The sequence below is a fragment of the Streptomyces sp. NPDC127595 genome, assembly GCF_042671685.1.
GTDB lineage: Bacteria > Actinomycetota > Actinomycetes > Streptomycetales > Streptomycetaceae > Streptomyces.
Genome location: NZ_JBHXWK010000005.1, coordinates 292235 through 313781, shown reverse-complemented (window position 1 = coordinate 313781; position 21547 = coordinate 292235). Strand labels below are relative to the sequence as shown.

Sequence of the window (21547 nt, the reverse complement as noted above, 5' to 3'; positions counted from 1 at the left end):
GGGAAGAGGTCATTTGTGACACGAGCGACGCAATTGACGATGGCCACCAGAGCAATTGGCGGACGGTCACCTGGTGGCCACCGGGAGGCCGGGTGGGCCCCGCCGAGCCCCGAGCGCTCGGCGGGCCCACCCCGCGACACCGCCGGACAGGCCCTACGCCCCGCAGGACCTCAGGAACGCCCGCGTCCGCTGCGCGATCGGCAGCGGCTTGTCCGGCGGACACGGGTACATGTCCTGCTCGACGATCGCGAAGAGGTCGACGTCCAGCTTCTGTGCGGCGGCCAGTACGGGCTCAAGCGCCGGTACACCGGACGGCGGCTCGCACATCACGCCACGCGCCACCGCCGGACCGAACGGCACCTCGTCCGCCCGCACCTCGGCCAGGATCAGCGGATCCACCTGCTTGAGGTGCAGGTATCCGATGCGCTCCCCGTACGTCTCGATGAGCTTGACGCTGTCGCCGCCGCAGTACGCGTAGTGCCCGGTGTCCAGGCACAGCGACACCAGCGAGGAATCCGTCGCGTCGAGGAAACGCGTGACGTTCTCCTCGCTGTCGATGTGCGTGTCGGCATGCGGGTGGACGACGATCCGCAGCCCGTACCTCTCACGCACCTCGTGCGCCAGCCGCTCGGTCTGAGCGGTCAGATTGCGCCATTGTGTGGGCGTCAGCGTGCTGTCCTCCAGCACGTCGCCCGTCTTGTCGTCCCGCCAGAACGCGGGGATGACCACCAGATGCTCGGCGCCCATCGCCTGGGTGAGCGCCGCGATGTCCGAGACGTGCGCCCAGGTCGACTCCCACACCTCGGGACCACGGTGCAGCCCGGTGAAGACCGTGCCCGCGGAGACGGTGAGCCCGCGCTTGGCGGTCTCGGCCTTCAGGACGGCCGGATCGCTGGGGAGATAGCCGTACGGGCCCAGCTCGATCCACTCGTAGCCGGACCCGGAGACCTCGTCGAGGAAACGCTGCCAGGGGACCTGCTGAGGGTCGTCCGGGAACCAGACGCCCCAGGAGTCGGGAGCCGAACCGATCCGGATACGGGACAGTGAGGACGGAGGCGATCCCTCCGGTGACAACGACGTCATGGGCGTCAGCTTCGGGTGGCGCCAAGGACGTGTCAATACCTCGTCCGAATGTCTGGACAAAACGTTGACAGGGCTCCCCGGACCCGACTAGACCTTTGGGTGCAGCCGAAGCGAAGGGAACTCGATGGCGTACGACCTGATCACCATGGGGCGGATCGGTGTGGACCTCTACCCGTTGCAGACGGGGGTCCCACTGGCGCGGGTGACCACGTTCGGGAAGTTCCTCGGTGGCTCGGCGACGAACGTCGCGGTGGCCGCCGCGCGGCTCGGACGGCGTACGGCGGTGATCACGCGCACGGGCGACGACCCCTTCGGCGCCTACCTCCACGAGGCACTGCGCGACTTCGGCGTCGACGACCGCTGGGTCACCCCGGTCCCCGGCCTGCCCACGCCGGTCACGTTCTGCGAGGTCTTCCCGCCGGACGACTTCCCGCTGTACTTCTACCGGCAGCCCAAGGCCCCCGACCTGGAGATCGACGCCCACGAGCTGGACCTCGACGCCGTCCACGAGGCCCGCATCTTCTGGATGACGGGCACCGGCCTGAGCGAGGAGCCCAGCCGCACGGCGACGCTCGCGGCGCTGGCCCACCGTGCCAAGTCCGGTACGACGGTCTTCGACCTCGACTGGCGCCCCATGTTCTGGAAAGACACAGCCGGGACGGGCCCCGACTCCGCCCGCCCCTTCTACGCCGAGGCCCTGCGCCACACCACCGTCGCCGTCGGCAACATCGACGAGGTCGAGATCGCCACCGGCGAGCGCGAACCGCATGCCGCCGCCCGCGCCCTGCTGGACGCCGGCGTCGAACTCGCCGTCGTCAAGCAGGGCCCCAAGGGCGTCCTCGCCGTCCACCGCGACGGCACCTCCGCCGAGGTCCCGCCCCTCCCGGTGACCGTCCTGAACGGTCTCGGCGCCGGCGACGCCTTCGGCGGCTCCCTCTGCCACGGCCTGCTCGCCGGCTGGGACCTGGAGCGGATCATGCGGTACGCCAACGCCGCGGGCGCCATCGTCGCGTCCCGCCTGGAATGCTCCTCCGCGATGCCGACCCCGGCTGAGGTCGAGGACGCCCTCACGGCAGGAGCGGTGCTGTGAGGGCCGGCCAGGTCGGCGGCGCGAGACACGAGGGCGGCGACCCGGCGCTGCACAACGGCCGCAGCACGGCCGCCCCCGAAGGCCGCGACCCGGCGCCGTACAGGCGAGTCGACGTCGCCGAACTCGTCCGCACCCGCACCCACCACCCCGAAGCCATCGCCGAGGCCGCCGCCCGCCGGATCCGCCGCCCCCTGGTCAACGACAGCGGCCGGCTGATGATCGTCGCCGCGGACCACCCGGCCCGCGGGGCACTCGCCGTCGGTGACCGCAAGTTCGCGATGGCGAGCCGCGCCGGTCTCCTGGAGCGGCTCTGTATCGCCCTCTCCCGCCCGGGAGTCGACGGCGTCCTCGCCACCGCCGACATACTCGACGACCTGCTCCTGCTCGGCGCGCTCGACCACAAGGTCGTGCTCGGGTCGATGAACCGGGGCGGACTCGCGGGCGCCTCCTTCGAGTTGGACGACCGGTTCACCGGGCACCGCCCGCAGGACATCGAGCGGCTCGGCTTCGACGCGGGCAAGCTGCTGCTGCGTATCGACTACGAGGACCCGGGCTCGCTGCGCACCCTGGAGTCCACCGCCCGTGTCATCGACGAGATGGCGCGGCGGCAACTCCCGGTGTTCGTCGAGCCGTTCCTCTGCCGTCGCCGCGAGGACGGAACCCTCCGGAACGATCTCAGCGCCGAGGCGGTCACCAAGTCCATCGCCATCGCGAGCGGCCTCGGCGGCAGTTCGGCGTACACCTGGCTGAAGGTCCCCGTCACCGAGAACCCCGACGACATGGCCCGCGTCATGGAGACGTCCACGCTGCCCGCCGTGCTCCTCGGCGGCGACGTCGGCGAGGACCAGGAGGGCGCGTACGAGAAGTGGCGCGGCGCGCTTCAACTCCCCACGGTCCAGGGCCTGGTGGTCGGCCGTTCGCTGCTCTACCCGGCGGACGGCGATGTGACCGCGGCCGTGGACACCGCCGTCGGACTGCTGTGAGGAGCCGATGACCAGCAATGGCCTGTACGTCCCCAAGGGTGCGTCCGCGGGCGCACAGTACGTCCTCGACATCGACCCCAAGCGGGCCGGCTGGACCCACAGCAGCCTGCGCGTCGTCGAGCTCGGCCCCGGTGGCACGCACACCTTCACCACCGGCGACAGCGAGTGGATCGTGCTGCCTCTCAGCGGCGGCTGCACGGTGGACATCGAGGACCAGCATTTCCAGATCCTGGGCAGGGACAGTGTGTTCAGCGGGGTAAGCGACTTCGTCTACCTGCCCCGTGACGCCCGGGCACAGATCGCCTCCGGCGCGGGAGGCCGCTTCGCCCTGGCAGGAGCGAAGTGCGAGCGCCTACTCCCCGCCCGCTACGGCCCCGCGCCGGAGGTACCCGTCGAAGACCGCGGCAGCGGCAACTGCGCCCGCCAGGTGCGCAATTTCGCCTCCGCCGACGCCTTCGAGTGCGACAGGCTCATCGCCGTCGAGGTCATCACCCCCGGCGGCAACTGGTCCTCGTATCCGCCCCACAAGCACGACGAACACCGGCCGGGTCTGGAGTCGGAGCTCGAGGAGATCTACTACTTCGAGATCGACGGCCCGAACGGATTCGGCTATCAGCGCGTATTCCCTTCGCACGAGGGCGGATCCGACGTCCTCGCCGAGGTCCGTACCGGCGATGCCGTCCTCGTCCCCGACGGATGGCACGGCCCGTCCATCGCCCAGCCCGGCCACGCGATGTACTACCTGAACGTGATGGCGGGACCGGGGGAGGGGCGGGAGTGGCGGATCTGCTTCCACCCAGAGCACACCGAGGGGTACCAATGACGGATCCGATGGCGAAGGTGCCAAGGGCGACGACCGGATCGCAGGCGACGACCAGGCTGACGGTCGCCCAGGCGCTGGTGCGGTTCCTGGCCGCGCAGTACACCGAACGGGACGGCGAGCGGCGGCGGTTGATCGGCGCCACCTGGGGGATCTTCGGCCACGGCAACGTCGCCGGGCTCGGCCAGGCGCTCGTCGAGTACGCGGACGAGATGCCGTACCACCAGGGCCGTAACGAACAGTCCATGGTGCATGCGGCAGTCGGCTTCGCGCGCCAGTCCAACCGGCTCGCCACGCACGCCGTCACCACCTCCATCGGCCCCGGCGCCACGAACCTGGTGACCGGCGCCGCCCTCGCGACGATCAACCACATCCCGGTGCTGCTCCTCCCCGGCGACACCTTCGCGACCCGCCCCGCCGATCCGGTCCTCCAGCAGCTCGAAGTCCCGTACGCGGGCGATGTGTCGGTCAACGACTGTCTGCGCCCGGTGTCCAGGTACTTCGACCGGATCACCCGCCCGGAGGCCCTGATCCCCGCCGCCCTCCAGGCGATGCGGGTGCTCACCGACCCCGTGGAGACGGGCGCGGTCACGCTCGCGCTGCCGCAGGACGTGCAGGCGGAGGCGTACGACTGGCCCGAGGAGTTCTTCGCCGAGCGGACCTGGACCGTGCGCCGCCCGGCGGCCGACGCGTCCGAACTGACCGCCGCCGTAAGGGCGATCCGCGAGGCCCGCCGTCCCCTCATCGTCGCGGGCGGCGGCGTCCACCACAGCCGCGCCGAGGAGGCGCTCGCCGAACTCGCCGCCGCCACCCGCATTCCCGTCGCCTCCACGCAGGCCGGCAAGGGGTCGCTGCGCTTCGACCACCCGCAGGATGTCGGCGGCATCGGACACACCGGCACGGCGACCGCCTGCGAACTCGCCCGCACCGCCGACCTGGTGATCGGTGTCGGCACCCGCTACACCGACTTCACCACCGCCTCCGGCACCCTCTTCACCGGCACGGGCGTCCGCTTCCTGAACCTCAACATCGCGCCGTACGACGGTCACAAGCTCTCCGGGATCCCGCTGATCGCCGACGCGCGCGCCGGACTCGAAGCCCTCACCGAGGCGTTGCTGCTGCACAAGCACCGCACCGAACCGGCGTACGCCACCGAGTACGGCGACGACAAGGAGCGCTGGGAGTACCGCGTCGACGCGGCCTTCGAGGCCGAGGACATCGACATCCGGCCCACCCAGCCCCAAGTCCTCGGCGTCCTGGACGAGTTGGTCGACGAGGACGACATCCTGATCAACGCGGCCGGTTCGCTCCCCGGCGACCTGCACAAGCTGTGGCGGGCACGGTCGCGGGACCAGTACCACGTCGAGTACGGCTACTCGTGCATGGGCTACGAGATCCCGGCCGCGATCGGCGTCCGGATGGCGGCGCCCGACCGCCCCGTCTGGGCGCTGGTCGGCGACGGCACCTACCTCATGATGCCGACCGAGATCGTCACCGCCGTGCAGGAGGGCATCGCGATCAAGGTCCTCATCCTGCAGAACCACGGGTACGCCTCCATCGGCGGCCTCTCGGAGTCGGTGGGCGGCGAGCGGTACGGCACCGCGTACCGCTTCCGGGCCGAGGACGGCACGTACACGGGGGCGAAGCTGCCGGTGGATCTCGCCGCCAACGCGGCCAGCCTGGGGATGCGCGTCCTGCGCGCGAAAACCGTCCGTGACCTGCGCGCCGCCCTCGCCGAGGCACGGAGCGCCGACACTCCCACTTGTGTCTACGTGGAGACCGAAACGGCAGACACTGTGTCGGGCGCGCCTCCGGCCCAGGCCTGGTGGGATGTACCTGTGGCCGAGACCGCGACCCGCTCGTCGGCGGTCAAGGCGCGCGAGGAGTACGAAAGGCACGTCGCCGCCCGACGCCGCCATCTGTGAAGGAGTTCCTGTCCATGACGAAGACTGTCAACCACTGGATCGGTGGCAAGACTGTCGAGGGTGCGTCGGGTACGTACGGGCCGGTCACCGACCCGGCGACCGGCGCCGTGACCACGCAGGTCGCCTTCGCGACCGTCGACGAGGTGGACGCCGCGGTCGCCGCCGCGAAGGACGCGTACGCGACCTGGGGCCAGTCCTCGCTGGCCAGACGGACCACGATCCTCTTCAAGTTCCGCGCGCTGCTCGACGCCAACCGTGACGCGATCGCCGAGCTGATCACCGCCGAGCACGGCAAGGTCCACTCGGACGCGCTCGGCGAGGTGGCGCGCGGCCTGGAGATCGTCGACCTGGCCTGCGGGATCACCGTGCAGCTCAAGGGCGAGCTGTCGACCGAGGTGGCGTCCCGGGTCGACGTGGCCTCGATCCGGCAGCCGCTGGGCGTCGTCGCGGGCATCACGCCGTTCAACTTCCCGGCCATGGTGCCGATGTGGATGTTCCCGCTGGCCATCGCGTGCGGCAACACCTTCGTCCTGAAGCCGTCGGAGAAGGACCCGTCGCCCGCGATGAAGATCGCAGAGCTGCTCGCGGAAGCCGGTCTGCCGGACGGCGTCTTCAATGTCGTGCACGGCGACAAGGTGGCCGTGGACCGGCTCCTCGAGCACCCGGACGTCAAGGCCGTCTCCTTCGTCGGCTCGACCCCGATCGCCCGCTACATCCACACCACCGCGGCCGCCAACCACAAGCGCGTCCAGGCTCTGGGCGGCGCCAAGAACCACATGCTGGTCCTCCCGGACGCCGACCTGGACGCCGCGGCCGACGCGGCCGTCTCCGCGGCCTACGGCTCGGCGGGCGAGCGCTGCATGGCCATCTCGGCCGTCGTCGCCGTCGGAGCGATCGGCGACGAGCTGGTCCAGAAGATCCGCGAGCGAGCCGAGAAGATCAAGATCGGCCCCGGCAACGACCCGGCCTCCGAGATGGGCCCGCTGATCACGGCCGCCCACCGCGACAAGGTCGCCTCGTACGTGACGGGCGCGGCGGCGCAGGGCTCCGAGGTCGTCCTCGACGGCACCGGCTACACGGTCGACGGGTTCGAGGACGGCCACTGGATCGGCCTCTCGCTGCTCGACCGGGTGCCGGTCACCTCGGACGCGTACAAGGACGAGATCTTCGGCCCGGTGCTGTGCGTGCTGCGCGTGGAGACGTACGAGGAGGGTGTGGCCCTCATCAACGGCTCGCCGTTCGGCAACGGCACCGCGATCTTCACTCGGGACGGCGGCGCGGCCCGGCGCTTCCAGCTGGAGATCGAGGCGGGCATGGTCGGCGTGAACGTCCCGATCCCGGTCCCCGTCGGCTACCACTCCTTCGGTGGCTGGAAGGACTCGCTCTTCGGCGACCACCACATCTACGGCAACGACGGCACGCACTTCTACACCCGCGGCAAGGTCGTCACGACCCGCTGGCCGGACCCGTCCGAGGCGCCGACCGGCGTGGACCTGGGCTTCCCGCGCAACCACTGAAACGCCTCGGTGCCCCGCGTCCTTGTGGAGCGGGGCACCGGTGTGTTCCGGCTCAGCCGGTGCCCTGTTGCGCGTAGGCGTCCTTGACCGCTTCGGTGAGGTCGCCGGTCTGTGCGGCCGGCGGGGCCTCGATCTCGGCGGTGGCACCGAACTTCAGGAAGTCCATGGTGACCGTCATGGTGCCGATCCGCTGCTTCAGGCGGACGGGCAGGTCCTCGGCGCCGACCCAGATGTCCGTGGTCGTTGAGCCGCTGCCGCCGGTCACCGCGTCGAAGGCGTTGTCCTCGCCGTTGGCCGCCCTGAACTTGTCCATCCGGGCGGCGTCGATCTCGGCCCGGTAGTGCGTGGTGCTCTGCCCGTTCACCGTCTCCGTGCCGAGATCCTCGACGTCGTTCGCGTACTTGAGGCTTCTCATCGAGGCCGCGGGGCTGCCGCCACCACTCCCGCTGAGCGCCTTGGCGCCCTGCTCGCCGAGCATCGCCGACGCGTCGACCTTCATCCACTCCTTGCCCTTGAGCGGGCCGGAGGGCTGCGGGTCGGTGTCGTAGTAGTAGGCGCCGTCCACGAGCAGACAGTGGATCGTCGGGTCGTCGGTGAGCGTCTCCATCTGAGCCGCCTCGGTGTCCATCTCGACGTCGTAGGCGTAACCGTCGCCCCAGGAGTACGTGCCCTCCATGGCGATCGGGCTGCCGTTGCCGACGTCGGTGGACATCCTGACCTCGGCGGAGCCGAGCGCCTCGGTCCGGTCCGTCGCCCGCCCCAGCGCCGCGAAGATCGTGTCGGCGTGACTGACCGCCTCGGCCGCCTTCTCCGTGCTCGCCCCGCCGCATCCGGCGGTCCCGGCCAGCGCGGCCGCGGTCACCCCGGCCCAGACCGCCATGCGTATGTGCTTCATGTGCCCCACCCCTGGTTGTGCTTCCCCTTTGTGCTTCCCCTGTGGAGCAGGACTCTACTGTTCGGTAGGCGTCCGGAGCAGCGGAATATTCCTCGCGAGTTTCAGCCTCGCCACTGCGGTTATCGCACATGGGTGAGGAAACGGATGGTGAAGGCTTTTGATCCCGAATGCCTTCGAAAGCAAGGTCACATTCTGATCTGTATTGATGATTGCGACATGCAGATGTGGATGCCTGGGAAAGCGATGTGACCTGCGACGCTCCGCTATTGCGGATTCCGTAGGTAAACGGCCATTGACGCAACGGTTTCCGTCAAGGTTCCATCAACGCCGGGAGCGGACGAAGAGATGAACGAAGCGAGCCGCCGGAGGCGATAACGCTCCCGCCCGAGCCATCTGACGTACGACACGAGTCGATCGGAACCGCCGCATGACCGACACGCTCCGCCCTGTCGAGACCGCCGTCCCGGACACCGCCCCCACGGCGCCCGACGGCCCCCGCAAGCTCAAGCGCTCCATCGGCATCGTCGGCGGCACCCTGCTGACGCTCTCCTGCGTGACGCCCGCCTCCACGCTCTTCGTGGTCGTGCCCGACCTCTTCTCGTCCCTCGGCACGGCGACCGCGCTCACCATCGCGATCGGCTCACTGCTCTGTATAGCGGTGGCGTTCTGCTACTCGGAGCTGGGCACCCTCATCCCCAGCGCGGGCGGCGAGTACGCCATGGTCTCGACGATGGCCGGCCGGCTCGCGGGCTGGCTGGTCTTCGTCCTCTCCCTCCTGGTCGTCATGATCGTGCCGCCGGTGATCGCCATGGGCACGGCGGACTATCTGGCGCCGATCGTGCATCTGAACCCCTCGATGGCGGGCGCCGGCGTGATGCTGCTCGCCACCCTCGCGGGCCTGCTCGACCTGCGCGCCAACGCCTGGATCACCGGCGTCTTCCTGGTCCTCGAAGTCATCGCGGCGGCCGTGGTGGCGGTCCTCGGCTTCTCGCACAGCGAGCGCGGCCTCGGCAGCCTCACCTCGATGCAGGTGGCCGGATCCGGCGGTCACACCGACACCGTGACGGCCATGCTGGTCATCTCCGGACTCGCGATCGCCCTCTTCATCACCCAGGGCTTCTCGACCGCGGTCTACCTCTCCGAGGAGCTGGAGAACCCGCGCCGCAACGTCGCCCGCACGGTGCTGGCCACCCTCGCAATCTCGACGGTGATCATCCTGGTCCCGGTCGTCGCGATCACCATGGGCGCCCCCGACCTCTCCGCCCTCACCGGCGGCGACATCAGCACCATGGTCACCGCCTGGTCGAACTCCGCCGTCGGCACCTTCGTCAGCCTCTGTGTGGCCCTCGCGATCATCAACGCCGGCATCGTCATGGTCATCCAGAACTCCCGCGTCCTGTTCGCCTCGGCCCGCGACAAGGCCTGGCCCGAACCGGTCAACGGCGTCCTGTCCAGGCTCGGCCGCTTCGGCTCCCCGTGGGTCGCCACCCTCCTGGTCGGCGTCCCCGGCGCGGCCCTCTGCTTCGTCAACCTGGACACCCTGTACGGCGTCACGGGCGTCTCGGTGACCGGTATGTACCTGCTCGTCGCGGTCGCCGCACTGTTCGCCCGGCGCGGCCCGCACACCCACACACCCGCCTGGCGCATGCCCCTGTGGCCCGCCGTACCGGTCCTCCTGATCGCCGTCCTCGCCTACATCCTCAGCATGCAGGAGGCCGAGTACCTCCTGTGGACCGGCGGCATCGTGGCCGCCGCCACCCTGTACTGGGCCTTCTACCTGCGGCCTCGCCGCGAGACCCGGTGGCTGGTGTCGATCCCGGAGGACGCACGGGCGTAACCGGACGGTCGGACAGCCGGGCAGGAGGCCGGTCGGACAGCCAGGTGATCGGGCAGCCGGTCCCCGGCCGCTCGTACCACGGTCGCGGTATGCCGGGCCCGGGCCGTACTCCCGTGGGAGGGGCGGGGGTTCAGACCGGCGGCGGCATCGGTTGACAGTGGTGGGCCTTACCGTTGACGCATGGATCTTCGACTGCCCCGACCTCGGGTGCCCACACTGCGGCGGCCGCGACGGTGGATCGCCGCCGCGGCCGCCGTCGTGGTGCTCGCCGGCGCCGGGACGTGGACGGCCGTCGCCTCCGACGACGCCCCGTCCGTACAGCGCGCCGACCGCCTCATGGACATGGGCGACGGGGTGCGCATCGACACCTCGTACTTCACTGCGGGCCCGAGCACGGACCGCCGCCCAGCCGTACTCCTCGGGCACGGCTTCGGCGGCAGCAAGGACGACGTCAAGGCACAGGCCGAGCAGCTCGCGCGGGACGGCTACGCGGTGCTGACCTGGTCGGCGCGCGGCTTCGGCAGGTCCACGGGCAAGATCGGGCTGAACGACCCGAACGGCGAGGTCGCCGACGTCTCCAAGCTCATCGACTGGCTGGCGAAGCGCCCGGAGGTCCAGCTCGACAAGCCCGGTGACCCGCGCGTGGGCGTCACCGGCGCCTCGTACGGCGGGGCGGTCGCCCTGGAGGCCGCCGCCTATGACCAGCGGGTGGACGCGATCGCCCCGGAGATCACCTACTGGAACCTGTCGGACGCCCTCTTCCCGAACGGCGTCTTCAAGAAGCTCTGGGCCGGCATCTTCATCAACTCCGGCGGCGGCTGCGACAAGTTCGAGACCCAGCTGTGCGAGATGTACAACCGCGTGGCCGAGTCCGGAAAGCCGGACGCGGCGGCCACCCAGCTCCTTGAGGAGCGCAGCCCCTCCGCGGTCGGCGACCGCATCAAGGTGCCGACCCTCATCGTGCAGGGCCAGACCGACTCCCTCTTCCCGCTCGGCCAGGCCGACGCCATGGCCAGGCAGCTCCGCGCCAACGGCGCACCCGTGGACGTCGACTGGATCTCCGGCGGCCATGACGGCGGCGACCTGGAGGCGGACCGCGTCCAGGCCCGGGTCAGCTCCTGGTTCGACCGGTATCTGAAGGACGAGACGGGCGTCGACACCGGCCCCGCGTTCCGCGTCACCCGCACCGGAGGCGTCGACTCCACCGACGGCGCCGCACTGCTCCGGGGCGCGAGCGGCGACACCTACCCCGGCCTGGAGAGCGGCGAGCACGCCGTGGAGCTGGCCGGACGCGAGCAGAGCTTCGAGAACCCCGCGGGCGCGAACCCGCCCGCCATCTCGGCCCTCCCCGGCCTCGGCGGCGCGGGCGGCCTCTCCCAGCTCTCCTCCCTCGGCGTCGGGGTGTCCCTCGACTTCCCGGGCCAGTACGCGCAGTTCCAGTCGTCGTCCCTCGGCAGCGACCTGCGGATCACCGGATCGCCCACGGTGACGGTGCACGTCACCTCCAGCACCGACGAGGCCGTCCTCTTCGCGAAGGTGTACGACGTCGGCCCCGGCGGCGGTCAACAGGTGCTCCCCTCCCAGCTGGTGACTCCGATCCGGGTCGAGGGAGCCAAGGCGGGCAAGGACGTCACCGTCACCTTGCCAGCCATCGACTACGAGGTGCAGGAGGGCCACCGGCTGCGCCTGGTCCTGGCCTCGACGGACCTCGGCTACGCCTCACCGGGCGCCCCGGCGACGTACACGGTCTCCCTGAAGAGCGACCTGCACGTCCCCACCGCCCCCGCCGTGACGACGGCCGCCGCGTCGCTCCCCTCCTGGGTGTGGTGGCTGCCGCTCGCCGGAGCGCTGGCCGCCCTGGTCCTGCTGCTGACCGGCCGCCGCCGTACGACCGCAGCGCCGCCCGACCCCGAGCTGGCCGAAGTCCCGCTCCAGATCACCGACTTGAGCAAGCGGTACGCGAAGTCGGCGGACCGGTACGCGGTACGGGAGCTGTCGTTCCGCGTGGAGAAGGGCCAGGTCCTGGGCCTCCTCGGGCCGAACGGCGCGGGCAAGACGACCACCCTGCGCATGCTGATGGGCCTGATCAAGCCGGACGGCGGCGAGATCCGCGTCTTCGGCCACGAGATCCAGCCGGGTGCACCGGTCCTGTCCCGGGTCGGCGCCTTCGTCGAGGGCGCGGGCTTCCTCCCGCACCTCTCGGGCCGCGACAACCTGAAGCTGTACTGGCAGGCCACCGGCCGTCCGCCCGAGGACGCCCACCTGGAGGAGGCCCTGGAGATCGCGGGCCTCGGCGACGCGCTGGCCCGCGCGGTCCGCACCTACTCCCAGGGCATGCGCCAGCGCCTGGCCATCGCGCAGGCCATGCTCGGCCTCCCGGACCTGCTGATCCTCGACGAACCCACCAACGGCCTGGACCCGCCGCAGATCCGCGAGATGCGCGAGGTGATGATCCGCTACGCCGCCGCCGGGCGCACGGTCATCGTCTCCAGCCACCTGCTGGCCGAGGTCGAGCAGACCTGCACCCACCTGGTGGTCATGGACCGTGGACGGCTGATACAGGCGGGCCCGGTGTCCGAGATCGTCGGCTCCGGCGACACCCTGCTCATCGGCACGGGTTCCCGCGTGGACGAGCCGGTCGCCGAGAAGGTCGGTGCGCTGCCGGGCGTGGCCTCGGCCGTCGTCACCGACGACGGGATCCTGGTCCGGCTCGATCCCGGCGGCAGCGCACAGCGCCTGGTCGTGGAGCTCGTACGGCTCGAAGTACCCGTGGAATCGGTGGGCCCGCACCGCCGGCTCGAAGACGCCTTCCTCACCCTGATCGGGGGCAACGCATGAGCACCCTCGTCGAGCGGGCCGAGACGGCCGACGGATACCGGGCGCGCCGGACCCTGCCGCTGCGCGTCGAACTCATCCGGCAGCTCAAGCGCCGCCGCACCCTCGTCATGGGCGCGATCCTCACGGTGCTGCCCTTCGTGCTGGTCGCGGCCTTCGCGATCGGCGGTACTCCGGACGGGCGGGGCAACCAGATCACCCTGATGGACACGGCCACCGCGTCGGGCGCGAACTTCGCCGCGGTGAACCTCTTCGTCTCCGCGGGATTTCTGCTGGTGATCCCCGTCGCGCTGTTCTGCGGGGACACCATCGCCTCCGAGGCGAGCTGGTCCTCGCTGCGCTATCTGCTGGCGGCGCCCGTGCCCCGGGCCCGGCTGCTGTGGTCCAAGCTGACCGTCGCGCTGGGCCTCAGCCTCGCCGCCATGGTGCTGCTGCCGATCGTCGCACTGCTGGTCGGCACCGCGGCCTACGGCTGGGGCCCGCTGGAGATTCCCACCGGCGGCGCGCTCTCCGCGGGTACCGCGGCGCAGCGGCTGCTGGTCGTGGTGGCGTACATCTTCGTCTCCCAACTGGTCACCGCGGGGCTCGCGTTCTGGCTGTCGACCAAGACGGACGCTCCCCTGGGCGCGGTCGGCGGAGCCGTCGGTCTGACCATCGTGGGGAACGTACTGGACGCCGTCACGGCTCTCGGCCACTGGCGCGACTTCCTGCCCGCGCACTGGCAGTTCGCCTGGGCGGACGCCGTCCAGCCGCAACTGGAGTGGTCAGGCATGATCCAGGGCGCCGCGATTTCGGTAACGTACGCCCTCGTCCTGTTTGCCCTGGCCTTCCGGGGTTTCCGGCGCAAGGACATCGTGTCGTAGGTCTCCGGAGGATCACCTACCGGTCTCGGCGGCCGCCCGCCGTGGCCGCTTCGAGATCCATCCGCAACGCTCCGTAGCGCACATCCCGGCCCCCTCGGACGTCACAGTCACAGACGTCGGCCCATATACGGGCCGCTCACCGAGGGGGCACAGATGGGGAAGGACCACATACGGGCGAGGGCTGCCACCACCCGTAGTCGTCGGCTGCACGGCACGCTGCTCACTCTGACAACTGCGGGCGCTCTCCTGCTCACCGGCTGCAGCGGGGGCGGCGGTGAGCACGGCTTCTCGACGGACCGGAACGACGGCACGGCACCGCTGCCCGCCCCCGCCTACTCCTCGGGCGCCACCCAAGGCGAACAGAGCGGCGAGCAACAGGGCGACGAGGGCCGCGAGTTCGCCCCGTCCCCCGACTATCTCTCCACCTTCGCCCTGGACGTCGACACCGCCTCGTACGGCTACGCCCGCCGCACCCTCGCGGACGGCAGGATGCCCGACCCGTCGACGATCCGCCCCGAGGAGTTCGTCAACAGCTTCCGCCAGGACTACGAACGCCCCGACGGCAACGGATTCTCGGTCACCGTCGACGGCGCCCGCACCGACGACGAGGACTGGTCGCTCGTCCGGGTCGGCCTCGCCACCCGCGCGGAGGAGGACGACGACGAACGCCCGCCCGCCGCCCTCACGTTCGTCATCGACGTCTCCGGCTCCATGGACGAACCGGGCCGCCTCGACCTGGCCAAGGACTCCCTCGACGTGATGACGGACCGCCTCCGCGACGACGACTCGGTCGCCCTGGTCACCTTCAGCGACGAGGCCGAGACCGTCCTGCCCATGACCCGGCTCGGCGATCACCGAGGCCGCGTCCACGACGCCGTCGACAGCCTGGAACCCCAGTCGTCGACCAACCTCGGCGCCGGCGTCGAAACCGGCTACGCCACCGCCACCGAAGGCCTGCGTGAGGGCGCCACCAACCGCGTCGTCCTCGTCTCCGACGCCCTCGCCAACACCGGCGACACCGACGCCGACACGATCCTGGAGCGCATCGCGGACAACCGCCGCGAACACGGCATCACCCTCTTCGGCGTCGGCGTCGGCAGCGACTACGGCGACGACCTGATGGAGCAACTCGCCGACAAGGGCGACGGCCACACGACGTACGTCTCGGACACCGAGGACGCCCGTGAGGTCTTCTGCGAGGAACTCCCGAAGAACATCGACCTCACCGCCCGCGACGCCAAGGCACAGGTCGCCTTCGACCCGGAGACGGTCGAGCAGTTCCGGCTCATCGGCTACGACAACCGCCAGGTAGCCGACGAGGACTTCCGCGACGACCGCGTGGACGGCGGCGAGGTCGGCCCCGGCCACACGGTGACCGCCCTCTACGCGGTCCGCACCGAGCCCGGCGCCTCCGGCCACCTCGCCACGGCGAGCGTCCGCTGGCTCGACCCCGAAACCCGCTCCCCGCACGAGGAGTCCGGCCAGCTGGAGGCCGCCGACCTAGACGACAACCTCTGGACCTCCTCCGACGGCCTCCAGGTCGCCGCGGTAGCCGCGTACTTCGCCGACGCCCTCCGCCAGGGGGACGACCGCTGGACACGACTCCCGGGCAGCCTCCCCCTGAGCGAACTCAGTTCCCGCGCGGACGAGTTGGCGGACAGCACAGAGGACAAGGCGGTACGCGAACTCGCCGAAGCCATCGGCACAGCGGCCGGCATGAGGCGCTGAGTCAGCCGGCGCCGGTCCGCCGCCCGGCGCCGTACAGCAGTGTGTCGACGACGAGCGTCGCCAGGGCGTCGGGATCGGGGTCCGGCCGCTCGTCGTCGTGCAGGGCCTCGCCGATCAGGGCGTAGTAGACGCGGCGGACCCACTCCAGGTCCGCGGCCGGGTCGAGCAGGCCCTCGGCCTTGGCACGCCCCAGGAGTTCGGCGCAGCGCGCCCCGACCTGGTCCCAGCCCGCCGCGGCGGCGCCGCCCTCGTCGCTCGGCCGCCCCAGGGCATAGCTCCAAGCCCCCTTGATCCGCAGCACGTTGGCCGTGACGCGGTGCAGCGCGACCAGCGGCGGTGTGGTGTCGGGCCGCGCGTCCTCGATGGCCTGAGTGAGCTGCCGTACGGCCGACTCGGCGAGCGCCTCGATCAGCGCCTGCCGACTGGCGAAACGCCGGTGGACCGTCGTCCTGGCCACCCCGGCGGCCTCGGCGATCTGCTCCATGGACGCGCCCGGATCGGCGGCGAGCACTCCCTCGGCCGCCTCCAGAATCACGCGCACACTGCGCTCGGCATCGGCTCGCAGCGCTCGGCCCATGGGCACCTCCACTCCGTCGTTTCCTGATCCCACTGGACGTAGATGATACGCCTCGGTCGCGGTTTTCCATAGAAGTGAATCAGCTCTGTTGCAATTAGAAGAATAAGAGCTACAGTAGTGTCTTAGTTAGACGTTCGACCGTTCGACTCGTCATCACCCCGACCTTCTGAAGGGGAACAGCCATGACCACCACATCCACCGCCCTCATCACCGGGGCCTCCTCCGGGCTGGGCGCCGAGTTCGCCACCCAGCTCGCCGCCCGCGGCCACGACGTGATCCTTCTCGCCCGCTCCCGGGACCGCCTCGAAGAACTGGCCGACCGGCTGCGTACGACGTACGGCGTCCAGGCGCACGTGCTGCCCCACGACCTCGCCGACCCCGATGCCGCCGACCGCGTCGCCGAGGCCCTCACCGCCCGCGGTCTCACCGTCGACCTGCTGGTCAACAACGCCGGCTTCGGCACCTGCGGCCGCTTCGCGGAGATCGACCCGCGCCGCGAGCACGACGAGATCATGGTCAACGTCGTCGCCCTCGTCGACCTCACCCACGCCGTGCTCCCCGGCATGCTGGAGCGCGGCTCCGGAGCCGTCCTCAACGTCGGCTCCACAGCGGGCTACCAGCCGTCCCCGTACTTCGCGGTCTACGGCGCCACCAAGTCCTTCGTCCTCAACTTCTCGCTGGCGCTGCGCCAGGAGTACCGAGGCCGCGGCATCCGGGTCACCGCCCTGTGCCCGGGGCCGGTCGAGACGGGCTTCTTCGAGGCGATCGGCACCCGCAAGGCCGCGATGGGCTCTGTGTCCCCCTCGGAACCGGTCGTCCGCGCGGCCCTGCGCGCCCTCGACCGCGACCGCGCGTACATCACCCCGGGACTGGGCAACGCACTCGGCGCCCACCTGAACCCGCGCCGCCCGCGCACCCTGGTGGCGGCGATCGGCGAGCGCGTCACACGCAAGGTGCTGGAGCCGGAGTCCTCCGCACCCGCGACCAGCTGAACCGGCCAGGCACAGCCCGTTGAATCACCGTCACGCCTGGGTAAGTTGACCCCCGTTCAGCACCCTGCGACCGGGAGCCGTCATGGGCGTACGCAAGGACCTGAAGCGGGCCGGGAAGCGCACCGGCCTCGCGTCCGGCACCGAGGTGGAGCTGACCAGGGACTCGACCGGCACCGTCCGAGAGGCCCGCACCCCGCTCCTGGTCCAGCCACCCACCACCGGCAGCACCGCCGACCTGCCCTTCACCAACGCGGCCGAGTTCCCGGAAACCGTCGTCCTGCGCCGCCAGGAACACGGCACCTGGCTCCCGGTGACCGCGGCGTCCTTCGCCCGCGAAGTCACCGCCACCGCAAAGGGGTTGATCGCGGCCGGGCTCGAACCGGGCGGCCGGGTCGCGGTGATGTCCCGTACGCGCTACGAGTGGACGGTCCTCGACTTCGCGATCTGGGCGGCGGGCGGCCAGAGCGTCCCCGTCTACGCGACCTCGTCCGCCGAGCAAGTGGAGTGGATCGTCAGGGACTCGGGCGCACACTTCGTGATCGTCGAGACTTCGGAGAACGCGGACACCGTGACCACCGCCACGGCCCGGCACGCCGAACTCCCGCGCGTCTGGACGCTGGACGCGCATGCCATGGCCGAACTCGCCGCCCTGGGCCGGGACATCACCGACGAGGAAGTGGTCAAGCGCCGCGCCGCCCTCACCCCCGACTCCATCGCCACCATCTGCTACACCTCCGGAACCACCGGCCGGCCCAAGGGCTGCGTCCTCACCCACGCCAACCTGCACGCCGAGGCCGCCAACACGGTCGAGCTGCTGCACCCCGTCTTCGAGGAGGTCACAGGCCAGACCGCCTCGACCCTCCTCTTCCTCCCGCTCGCCCACATCATGGGCCGCACCCTCCAGATCGCATGCCTGATGGCCCGCATCGAGGTGGGCCACTGCCCGAGCATCAAGCCCGCCGAACTCCGCCCCGCCCTCAGGGAGTTCAGACCGACCTTCCTGGTCGGCGTCCCCTACCTCTTCGAGAAGATCCACCACACCGGCCGCGCGACCGCCGAGAAGATCGGCCGCGGAGCCTCCTTCGACCGCGCCGACCGCATCGGCGTCCGCTTCGGCGAGGCGTACCTGAACAAGTTCCTGGGGACGGGCAAGGGACCAGGACCGGGCCTCTACGCCGCCTGGGCGCTCTACGACCTGCTGGTCTACCGCCGTATCCGCAAGGAACTCGGCGGCCGGGCCCGCTATGCCATCAGCGGCGGCTCCCCGCTCGACCGCGACCTCAACCTCTTCTTCCACGCCGCCGGAATCATCGTCTACGAGGGCTACGGCCTCACCGAGACCACGGCGGCGGCGACGATCGTCCCGCCCCTGCGCCCCCGCCCGGGCACCGTCGGCCTCCCGGTCCCCGGCACCGCCATCCGCATCGCCGACGACGGCGAGGTCCTCATCAAGGGAGGTGTCGTCTTCGGCGCCTACTGGAACAACCCGGCGGCCACGGACGCGGTCCTGCGGGACGACTGGTTCGCCACCGGCGACCTCGGCGCCCTCGACGACGACGGCTACCTCACCATCACCGGCCGCAAGAAGGACCTGCTGGTCACCTCGGGCGGCAAGAACGTCTCACCCGCCGTCCTGGAGGACCGCCTGCGCAGCCGCTCGCCCGTCGGCCAGTGCGTCGTCGTCGGCGACAACCGCCCCTACGTCGCCGCCCTGATCACCCTGGACCCCGAGTCCGTCGCCCACTGGCTCGCCGTACGCGACCTGCCCGCCGACACTTCGCTGTCCGCGCTCGCGGCCGACCCCCGGATGCGCGCCGAGGTCCAGAAAGCCGTCGACCACGCGAATCAGGCGGTCTCGCGCGCCGAGTCCATCCGCCGCTTCACCCTGGTGGCAGGCGAGTTCACCGAGGACAACGGACTGCTCACCCCGTCCCTGAAGGTCAGACGCCACGCGGTGACGGCGGCGTACGCGGAGGAGATCGAGGCGCTGTACGGGGGCTGAGAACTCAGGTGCCCAGGGCATGGGAAAGCGGGCCGCCGATGGTGCTCGACGGCCCGCTCTACCGGTGCTGCGATCAGTGGTTGCCGGTGCCGTTGCCGGACAGGACCGGGATGTTGTCCAGGATGTGCGACAGCGGCTCGTCGCCCTTGGCCTGGGTCGAGTTCTCGACACACTGCTGGTTCTGCGGGGCCGACAGGATCGGGATGTCCTGGACGGCGACGCCGCCGATGCCCGCGATGCCGCCGGCGTTGACCTTCGCGGGCAGGCCGATGCAGGGCTTGTTGAGCGAACCCTGGATGAGCGAGAGCTGCGGGCTCATGTCGCCCTCGGTCTTGGAGTTGCCGAACTCCTGGACCGCGCCGTTGCCGCTGGTGGACGTGGTGCCGTTGTCGTTGCCGATCGCCAGGGCCTGGGGGGCGACCCCGGCCGAGATACCAGCGACGGAAGCGGCAATAGCGGCGGTTGCCCACAGCTTCTTCATGTTCATTCCCTTCGGAAAGCGGACTCCAGTGAGGAGCTGCGTGATGATCAACTGTGTAGCCCCTGCCGGGGTTGCGGGTTATGCCCCGTTTGGCCCAGCATGTTTTTGAGAACGCCCCTCAGGGGCGCGTCAGTTCGTGAACCACAAGCGGACGGGCCGGCGGTTCGTGAACCACAAGCGGACAGGCCGCCAGTTCGTGAACCACAAGCCGACGGGCCACCGGGAAACCGGCGGCCCGTCGGTGCGAACTCCGAAGAGAACTACTTGTTGCCGACACCGTTGCCGGACAGGACCGGGATGTCGTCCAGGATGTGCGACAGCGGCTCGTCGCCCTTGGCCTGGGTCGAGTTCTCGACACACTGCTGGTTCTGCGGGGCCGACAGGACCGGGATGTCCTGCAGCGCGACACCGCCGATGAGGGCGGCTCCACCGAGGTTGAGCTTGGCCGGCAGACCGACACAGGGCTTGTTGAGCGAGCCCTGGATGAGCGCCATCTGCGGGCTCATGTGGCCGTAGGTGGCCGAGTTGCCGTAAGACTGCACGGCGCCGTTGCCGCTGGTGGACGTCGTGCCACCGTCGTTCCCGATCGCCAGCGCCGGCGTCGCGGCGGCAGCGGATGCACCGACGACGGAAGCGGCGACCGCCGCAGCAGCCATAACCTTCTTGATCACTAGCTAGTCCCTTCTGGAGAAACCCCGTCCACCGGAGCGCTCTGGTCAACTGCCCCGGCCGTTCTTGGTTGCTCTCATTCACTCCGATGGCCCACATCGAAGAGTGATTCCGGCATGCCCGCGCCATTTGTATTCGCGCTCGATTCCCAGGGGCCGCCCCACGCCGAACGGGCCATTCGGGTGAAGCATCGCAACCATTCAGGCGTGGCCCGGTTGATGCGAGAGCAGGAACACGTGTGTCTGCCAGGAAAGGAACGCGAAATGCTTAAGAAGGCAATGGCCGCGGCGGCGGTCGCCGCCTCCGTGGTCGGTATCTCGGCGGCGGCTGCCCCTCAGGCGCTTGCCATCGGTGACGACAACGGAACCACTTCGGTCAGTGGAAACGGTGCGGTCCAGCAGTTCGGCAACTCCAAGACCAAGGGCGACAAGAGCCCGCAGCTGAGCCTGGCTCAGGGCTCGCTGAACAAGCTCTGCCTCGGTGTGCCCGTCAAGGGCAACGTGGGCGGAGCCGCCCTCATCGGCGGAGTCGCCGTCCAGGACATCCCGATCCTGTCGGCCCCGCAGAACCAGCAGTGCGCCGAGAACTCGACCCAGGCCAAGGGCGACGAGCCGCTGTCGCACATCCTGGACGACATCCCGGTCCTGTCCGGCAACGGCATCGGCAACGGCTGACCGATACCCCGAAAAGGCTCGGGCCGCCCGGCGTGTTGACGCATGGGCGGGCCCGGGCTTTTCCGCAATTGTCTTCCCGTTCTGCCGCAGGGCGATTCGAGTGAATTCCCAAGCGGCTTACGTTGTGTAGTTTCTTCGGTCGGCTGTCCCTCGTTTACAGGCTGCAGGTCATGGTGCGAGCCGTTCATGTTGTGCTCGCTCGGTTTCGGCCGACATAGGGGCATGACCGCAGAGAAGGGAAAGCACGTGAAGCTCAAGAAGAGCGCTGCTGTCGTCGCGGGCGCGATCATGGCCCTGGGACTCGCCTCCCCCGCGTTCGCGGACGCCGGAGCCGAGGGTGCGGCCGTCGGTTCGCCGGGTGTCCTCTCGGGCAACGTGGTCCAGGTCCCCGTCCACGTTCCGGTCAACGTGTGCGGCAACTCGATCAACGTCATCGCCCTGCTGAACCCCGCGTTCGGCAACACCTGCGTCAACGACTGACGCAGACGTCACAGCAGCCACATCGGCTGGGTCACAGCCGGCCTTGGAACGCCTTTCGGTTCCAGGGCCGGCTTTCCTCACTTCATCGAGCAGGAA

At 70.2% G+C, this 21547-nt stretch carries 18 protein-coding genes; 13 read left to right on the top strand and 5 right to left on the bottom strand.

Going from position 1 to position 21547, the window contains the following annotated elements:
• Window positions 1–153: 153 nt before the first annotated feature.
• Complete coding sequence (locus ACFVKT_RS18415; protein ID WP_385732633.1) at window positions 154–1083, bottom strand: sugar phosphate isomerase/epimerase family protein; 930 nt, start codon at window positions 1081–1083, stop codon at window positions 154–156.
• Between the two features lie 124 nt (window positions 1084–1207).
• On the opposite strand from ACFVKT_RS18415, the gene iolC reads away from it, so the two are divergent.
• Genes iolC through mmsA form a run of 5 tightly spaced genes read left to right on the top strand, consistent with a single transcriptional unit; the run spans window position 1208 to window position 7418 of the window.
• Complete coding sequence (gene iolC / locus ACFVKT_RS18410; RefSeq protein WP_385732631.1) at window positions 1208–2173, top strand: 5-dehydro-2-deoxygluconokinase; 966 nt, start codon at window positions 1208–1210, stop codon at window positions 2171–2173.
• A gap of 47 nt (window positions 2174–2220) precedes the next feature.
• Window positions 2221–3156: a deoxyribose-phosphate aldolase gene (locus tag ACFVKT_RS18405; RefSeq protein ID WP_385733170.1), complete on the top strand. Its 936-nt coding sequence runs from the start codon at window positions 2221–2223 to the stop codon at window positions 3154–3156.
• Between the two features lie 7 nt (window positions 3157–3163).
• Window positions 3164–3979 carry a 5-deoxy-glucuronate isomerase gene (gene iolB, locus ACFVKT_RS18400; protein WP_385732629.1) on the top strand — a complete coding sequence of 272 codons (816 nt, stop codon included), beginning with the start codon at window positions 3164–3166 and terminating at the stop codon, window positions 3977–3979.
• Complete coding sequence (iolD, locus tag ACFVKT_RS18395; RefSeq protein ID WP_385732627.1) at window positions 3976–5901, top strand: 3D-(3,5/4)-trihydroxycyclohexane-1,2-dione acylhydrolase (decyclizing); 1926 nt, start codon at window positions 3976–3978, stop codon at window positions 5899–5901. Before iolB ends, iolD begins: the two co-directional genes overlap by 4 nt.
• A gap of 14 nt (window positions 5902–5915) precedes the next feature.
• Window positions 5916–7418 carry a CoA-acylating methylmalonate-semialdehyde dehydrogenase gene (gene mmsA, locus ACFVKT_RS18390; RefSeq protein ID WP_385732625.1) on the top strand — a complete coding sequence of 501 codons (1503 nt, stop codon included), beginning with the start codon at window positions 5916–5918 and terminating at the stop codon, window positions 7416–7418.
• A 52-nt stretch (window positions 7419–7470) separates the two neighbouring features.
• Here mmsA and ACFVKT_RS18385 read toward each other — a convergent pair whose 3' ends face one another.
• On the bottom strand, window positions 7471–8313 hold the full coding sequence (locus ACFVKT_RS18385) for a hypothetical protein (RefSeq protein WP_385732623.1): 843 nt from the start codon (window positions 8311–8313) through the stop codon (window positions 7471–7473).
• Between the two features lie 427 nt (window positions 8314–8740).
• On the opposite strand from ACFVKT_RS18385, the gene ACFVKT_RS18380 reads away from it, so the two are divergent.
• The 4 genes from ACFVKT_RS18380 (at window position 8741) to ACFVKT_RS18365 (ending at window position 15576) form a co-directional block, all read left to right on the top strand.
• A complete protein-coding gene (locus ACFVKT_RS18380) occupies window positions 8741–10150 on the top strand; it encodes an APC family permease (protein WP_385732621.1) in 1410 nt (469 codons plus the stop codon).
• A gap of 180 nt (window positions 10151–10330) precedes the next feature.
• A complete protein-coding gene (locus tag ACFVKT_RS18375; RefSeq protein ID WP_385732619.1) occupies window positions 10331–12988 on the top strand; it encodes an alpha/beta fold hydrolase in 2658 nt (885 codons plus the stop codon).
• Window positions 12985–13848, top strand: a complete 864-nt coding sequence (locus ACFVKT_RS18370; RefSeq protein WP_385732617.1) for an ABC transporter permease — start codon at window positions 12985–12987, stop codon at window positions 13846–13848. The genes ACFVKT_RS18375 and ACFVKT_RS18370 overlap by 4 nt, the downstream gene beginning before the upstream one ends.
• Window positions 13849–14001: 153 nt before the next feature.
• Window positions 14002–15576, top strand: a complete 1575-nt coding sequence (locus ACFVKT_RS18365) for a von Willebrand factor type A domain-containing protein (protein WP_385732615.1) — start codon at window positions 14002–14004, stop codon at window positions 15574–15576.
• Between the two features lies 1 nt (window position 15577).
• Here ACFVKT_RS18365 and ACFVKT_RS18360 read toward each other — a convergent pair whose 3' ends face one another.
• Complete coding sequence (locus ACFVKT_RS18360) at window positions 15578–16153, bottom strand: TetR/AcrR family transcriptional regulator (RefSeq protein ID WP_385732613.1); 576 nt, start codon at window positions 16151–16153, stop codon at window positions 15578–15580.
• A 182-nt stretch (window positions 16154–16335) separates the two neighbouring features.
• Here ACFVKT_RS18360 and ACFVKT_RS18355 point away from each other — a divergent pair, with 182 nt between their 5' ends.
• The gene (locus tag ACFVKT_RS18355; protein WP_385732611.1) at window positions 16336–17145 is read left to right on the top strand and encodes an SDR family NAD(P)-dependent oxidoreductase; all 810 of its coding nucleotides are present in this window, start codon (window positions 16336–16338) and stop codon (window positions 17143–17145) included.
• A gap of 82 nt (window positions 17146–17227) precedes the next feature.
• Window positions 17228–19147, top strand: coding sequence for an AMP-dependent synthetase/ligase (locus ACFVKT_RS18350; protein ID WP_385732609.1), 1920 nt, complete (start codon window positions 17228–17230; stop codon window positions 19145–19147).
• Window positions 19148–19220: 73 nt separating this feature from the next.
• Here the strand turns inward: ACFVKT_RS18350 and ACFVKT_RS18345 are convergent, their stop codons facing one another.
• Window positions 19221–19628 (bottom strand): rodlin, encoded by a 408-nt coding sequence (locus ACFVKT_RS18345; protein ID WP_385732607.1) that lies wholly within the window; start codon window positions 19626–19628, stop codon window positions 19221–19223.
• A gap of 260 nt (window positions 19629–19888) precedes the next feature.
• Window positions 19889–20299 carry a rodlin gene (locus ACFVKT_RS18340; RefSeq protein WP_385732605.1) on the bottom strand — a complete coding sequence of 137 codons (411 nt, stop codon included), beginning with the start codon at window positions 20297–20299 and terminating at the stop codon, window positions 19889–19891.
• 261 nt (window positions 20300–20560) lie between these two features.
• On the opposite strand from ACFVKT_RS18340, the gene ACFVKT_RS18335 reads away from it, so the two are divergent.
• Window positions 20561–20971 (top strand): rodlin, encoded by a 411-nt coding sequence (locus tag ACFVKT_RS18335; RefSeq protein WP_385732603.1) that lies wholly within the window; start codon window positions 20561–20563, stop codon window positions 20969–20971.
• A 288-nt stretch (window positions 20972–21259) separates the two neighbouring features.
• Entirely contained in the window at window positions 21260–21451 is a 192-nt protein-coding gene (locus tag ACFVKT_RS18330; protein WP_385733168.1) for a chaplin, read from the top strand.
• The last annotated feature ends 96 nt before the right edge of the window (window positions 21452–21547 follow it).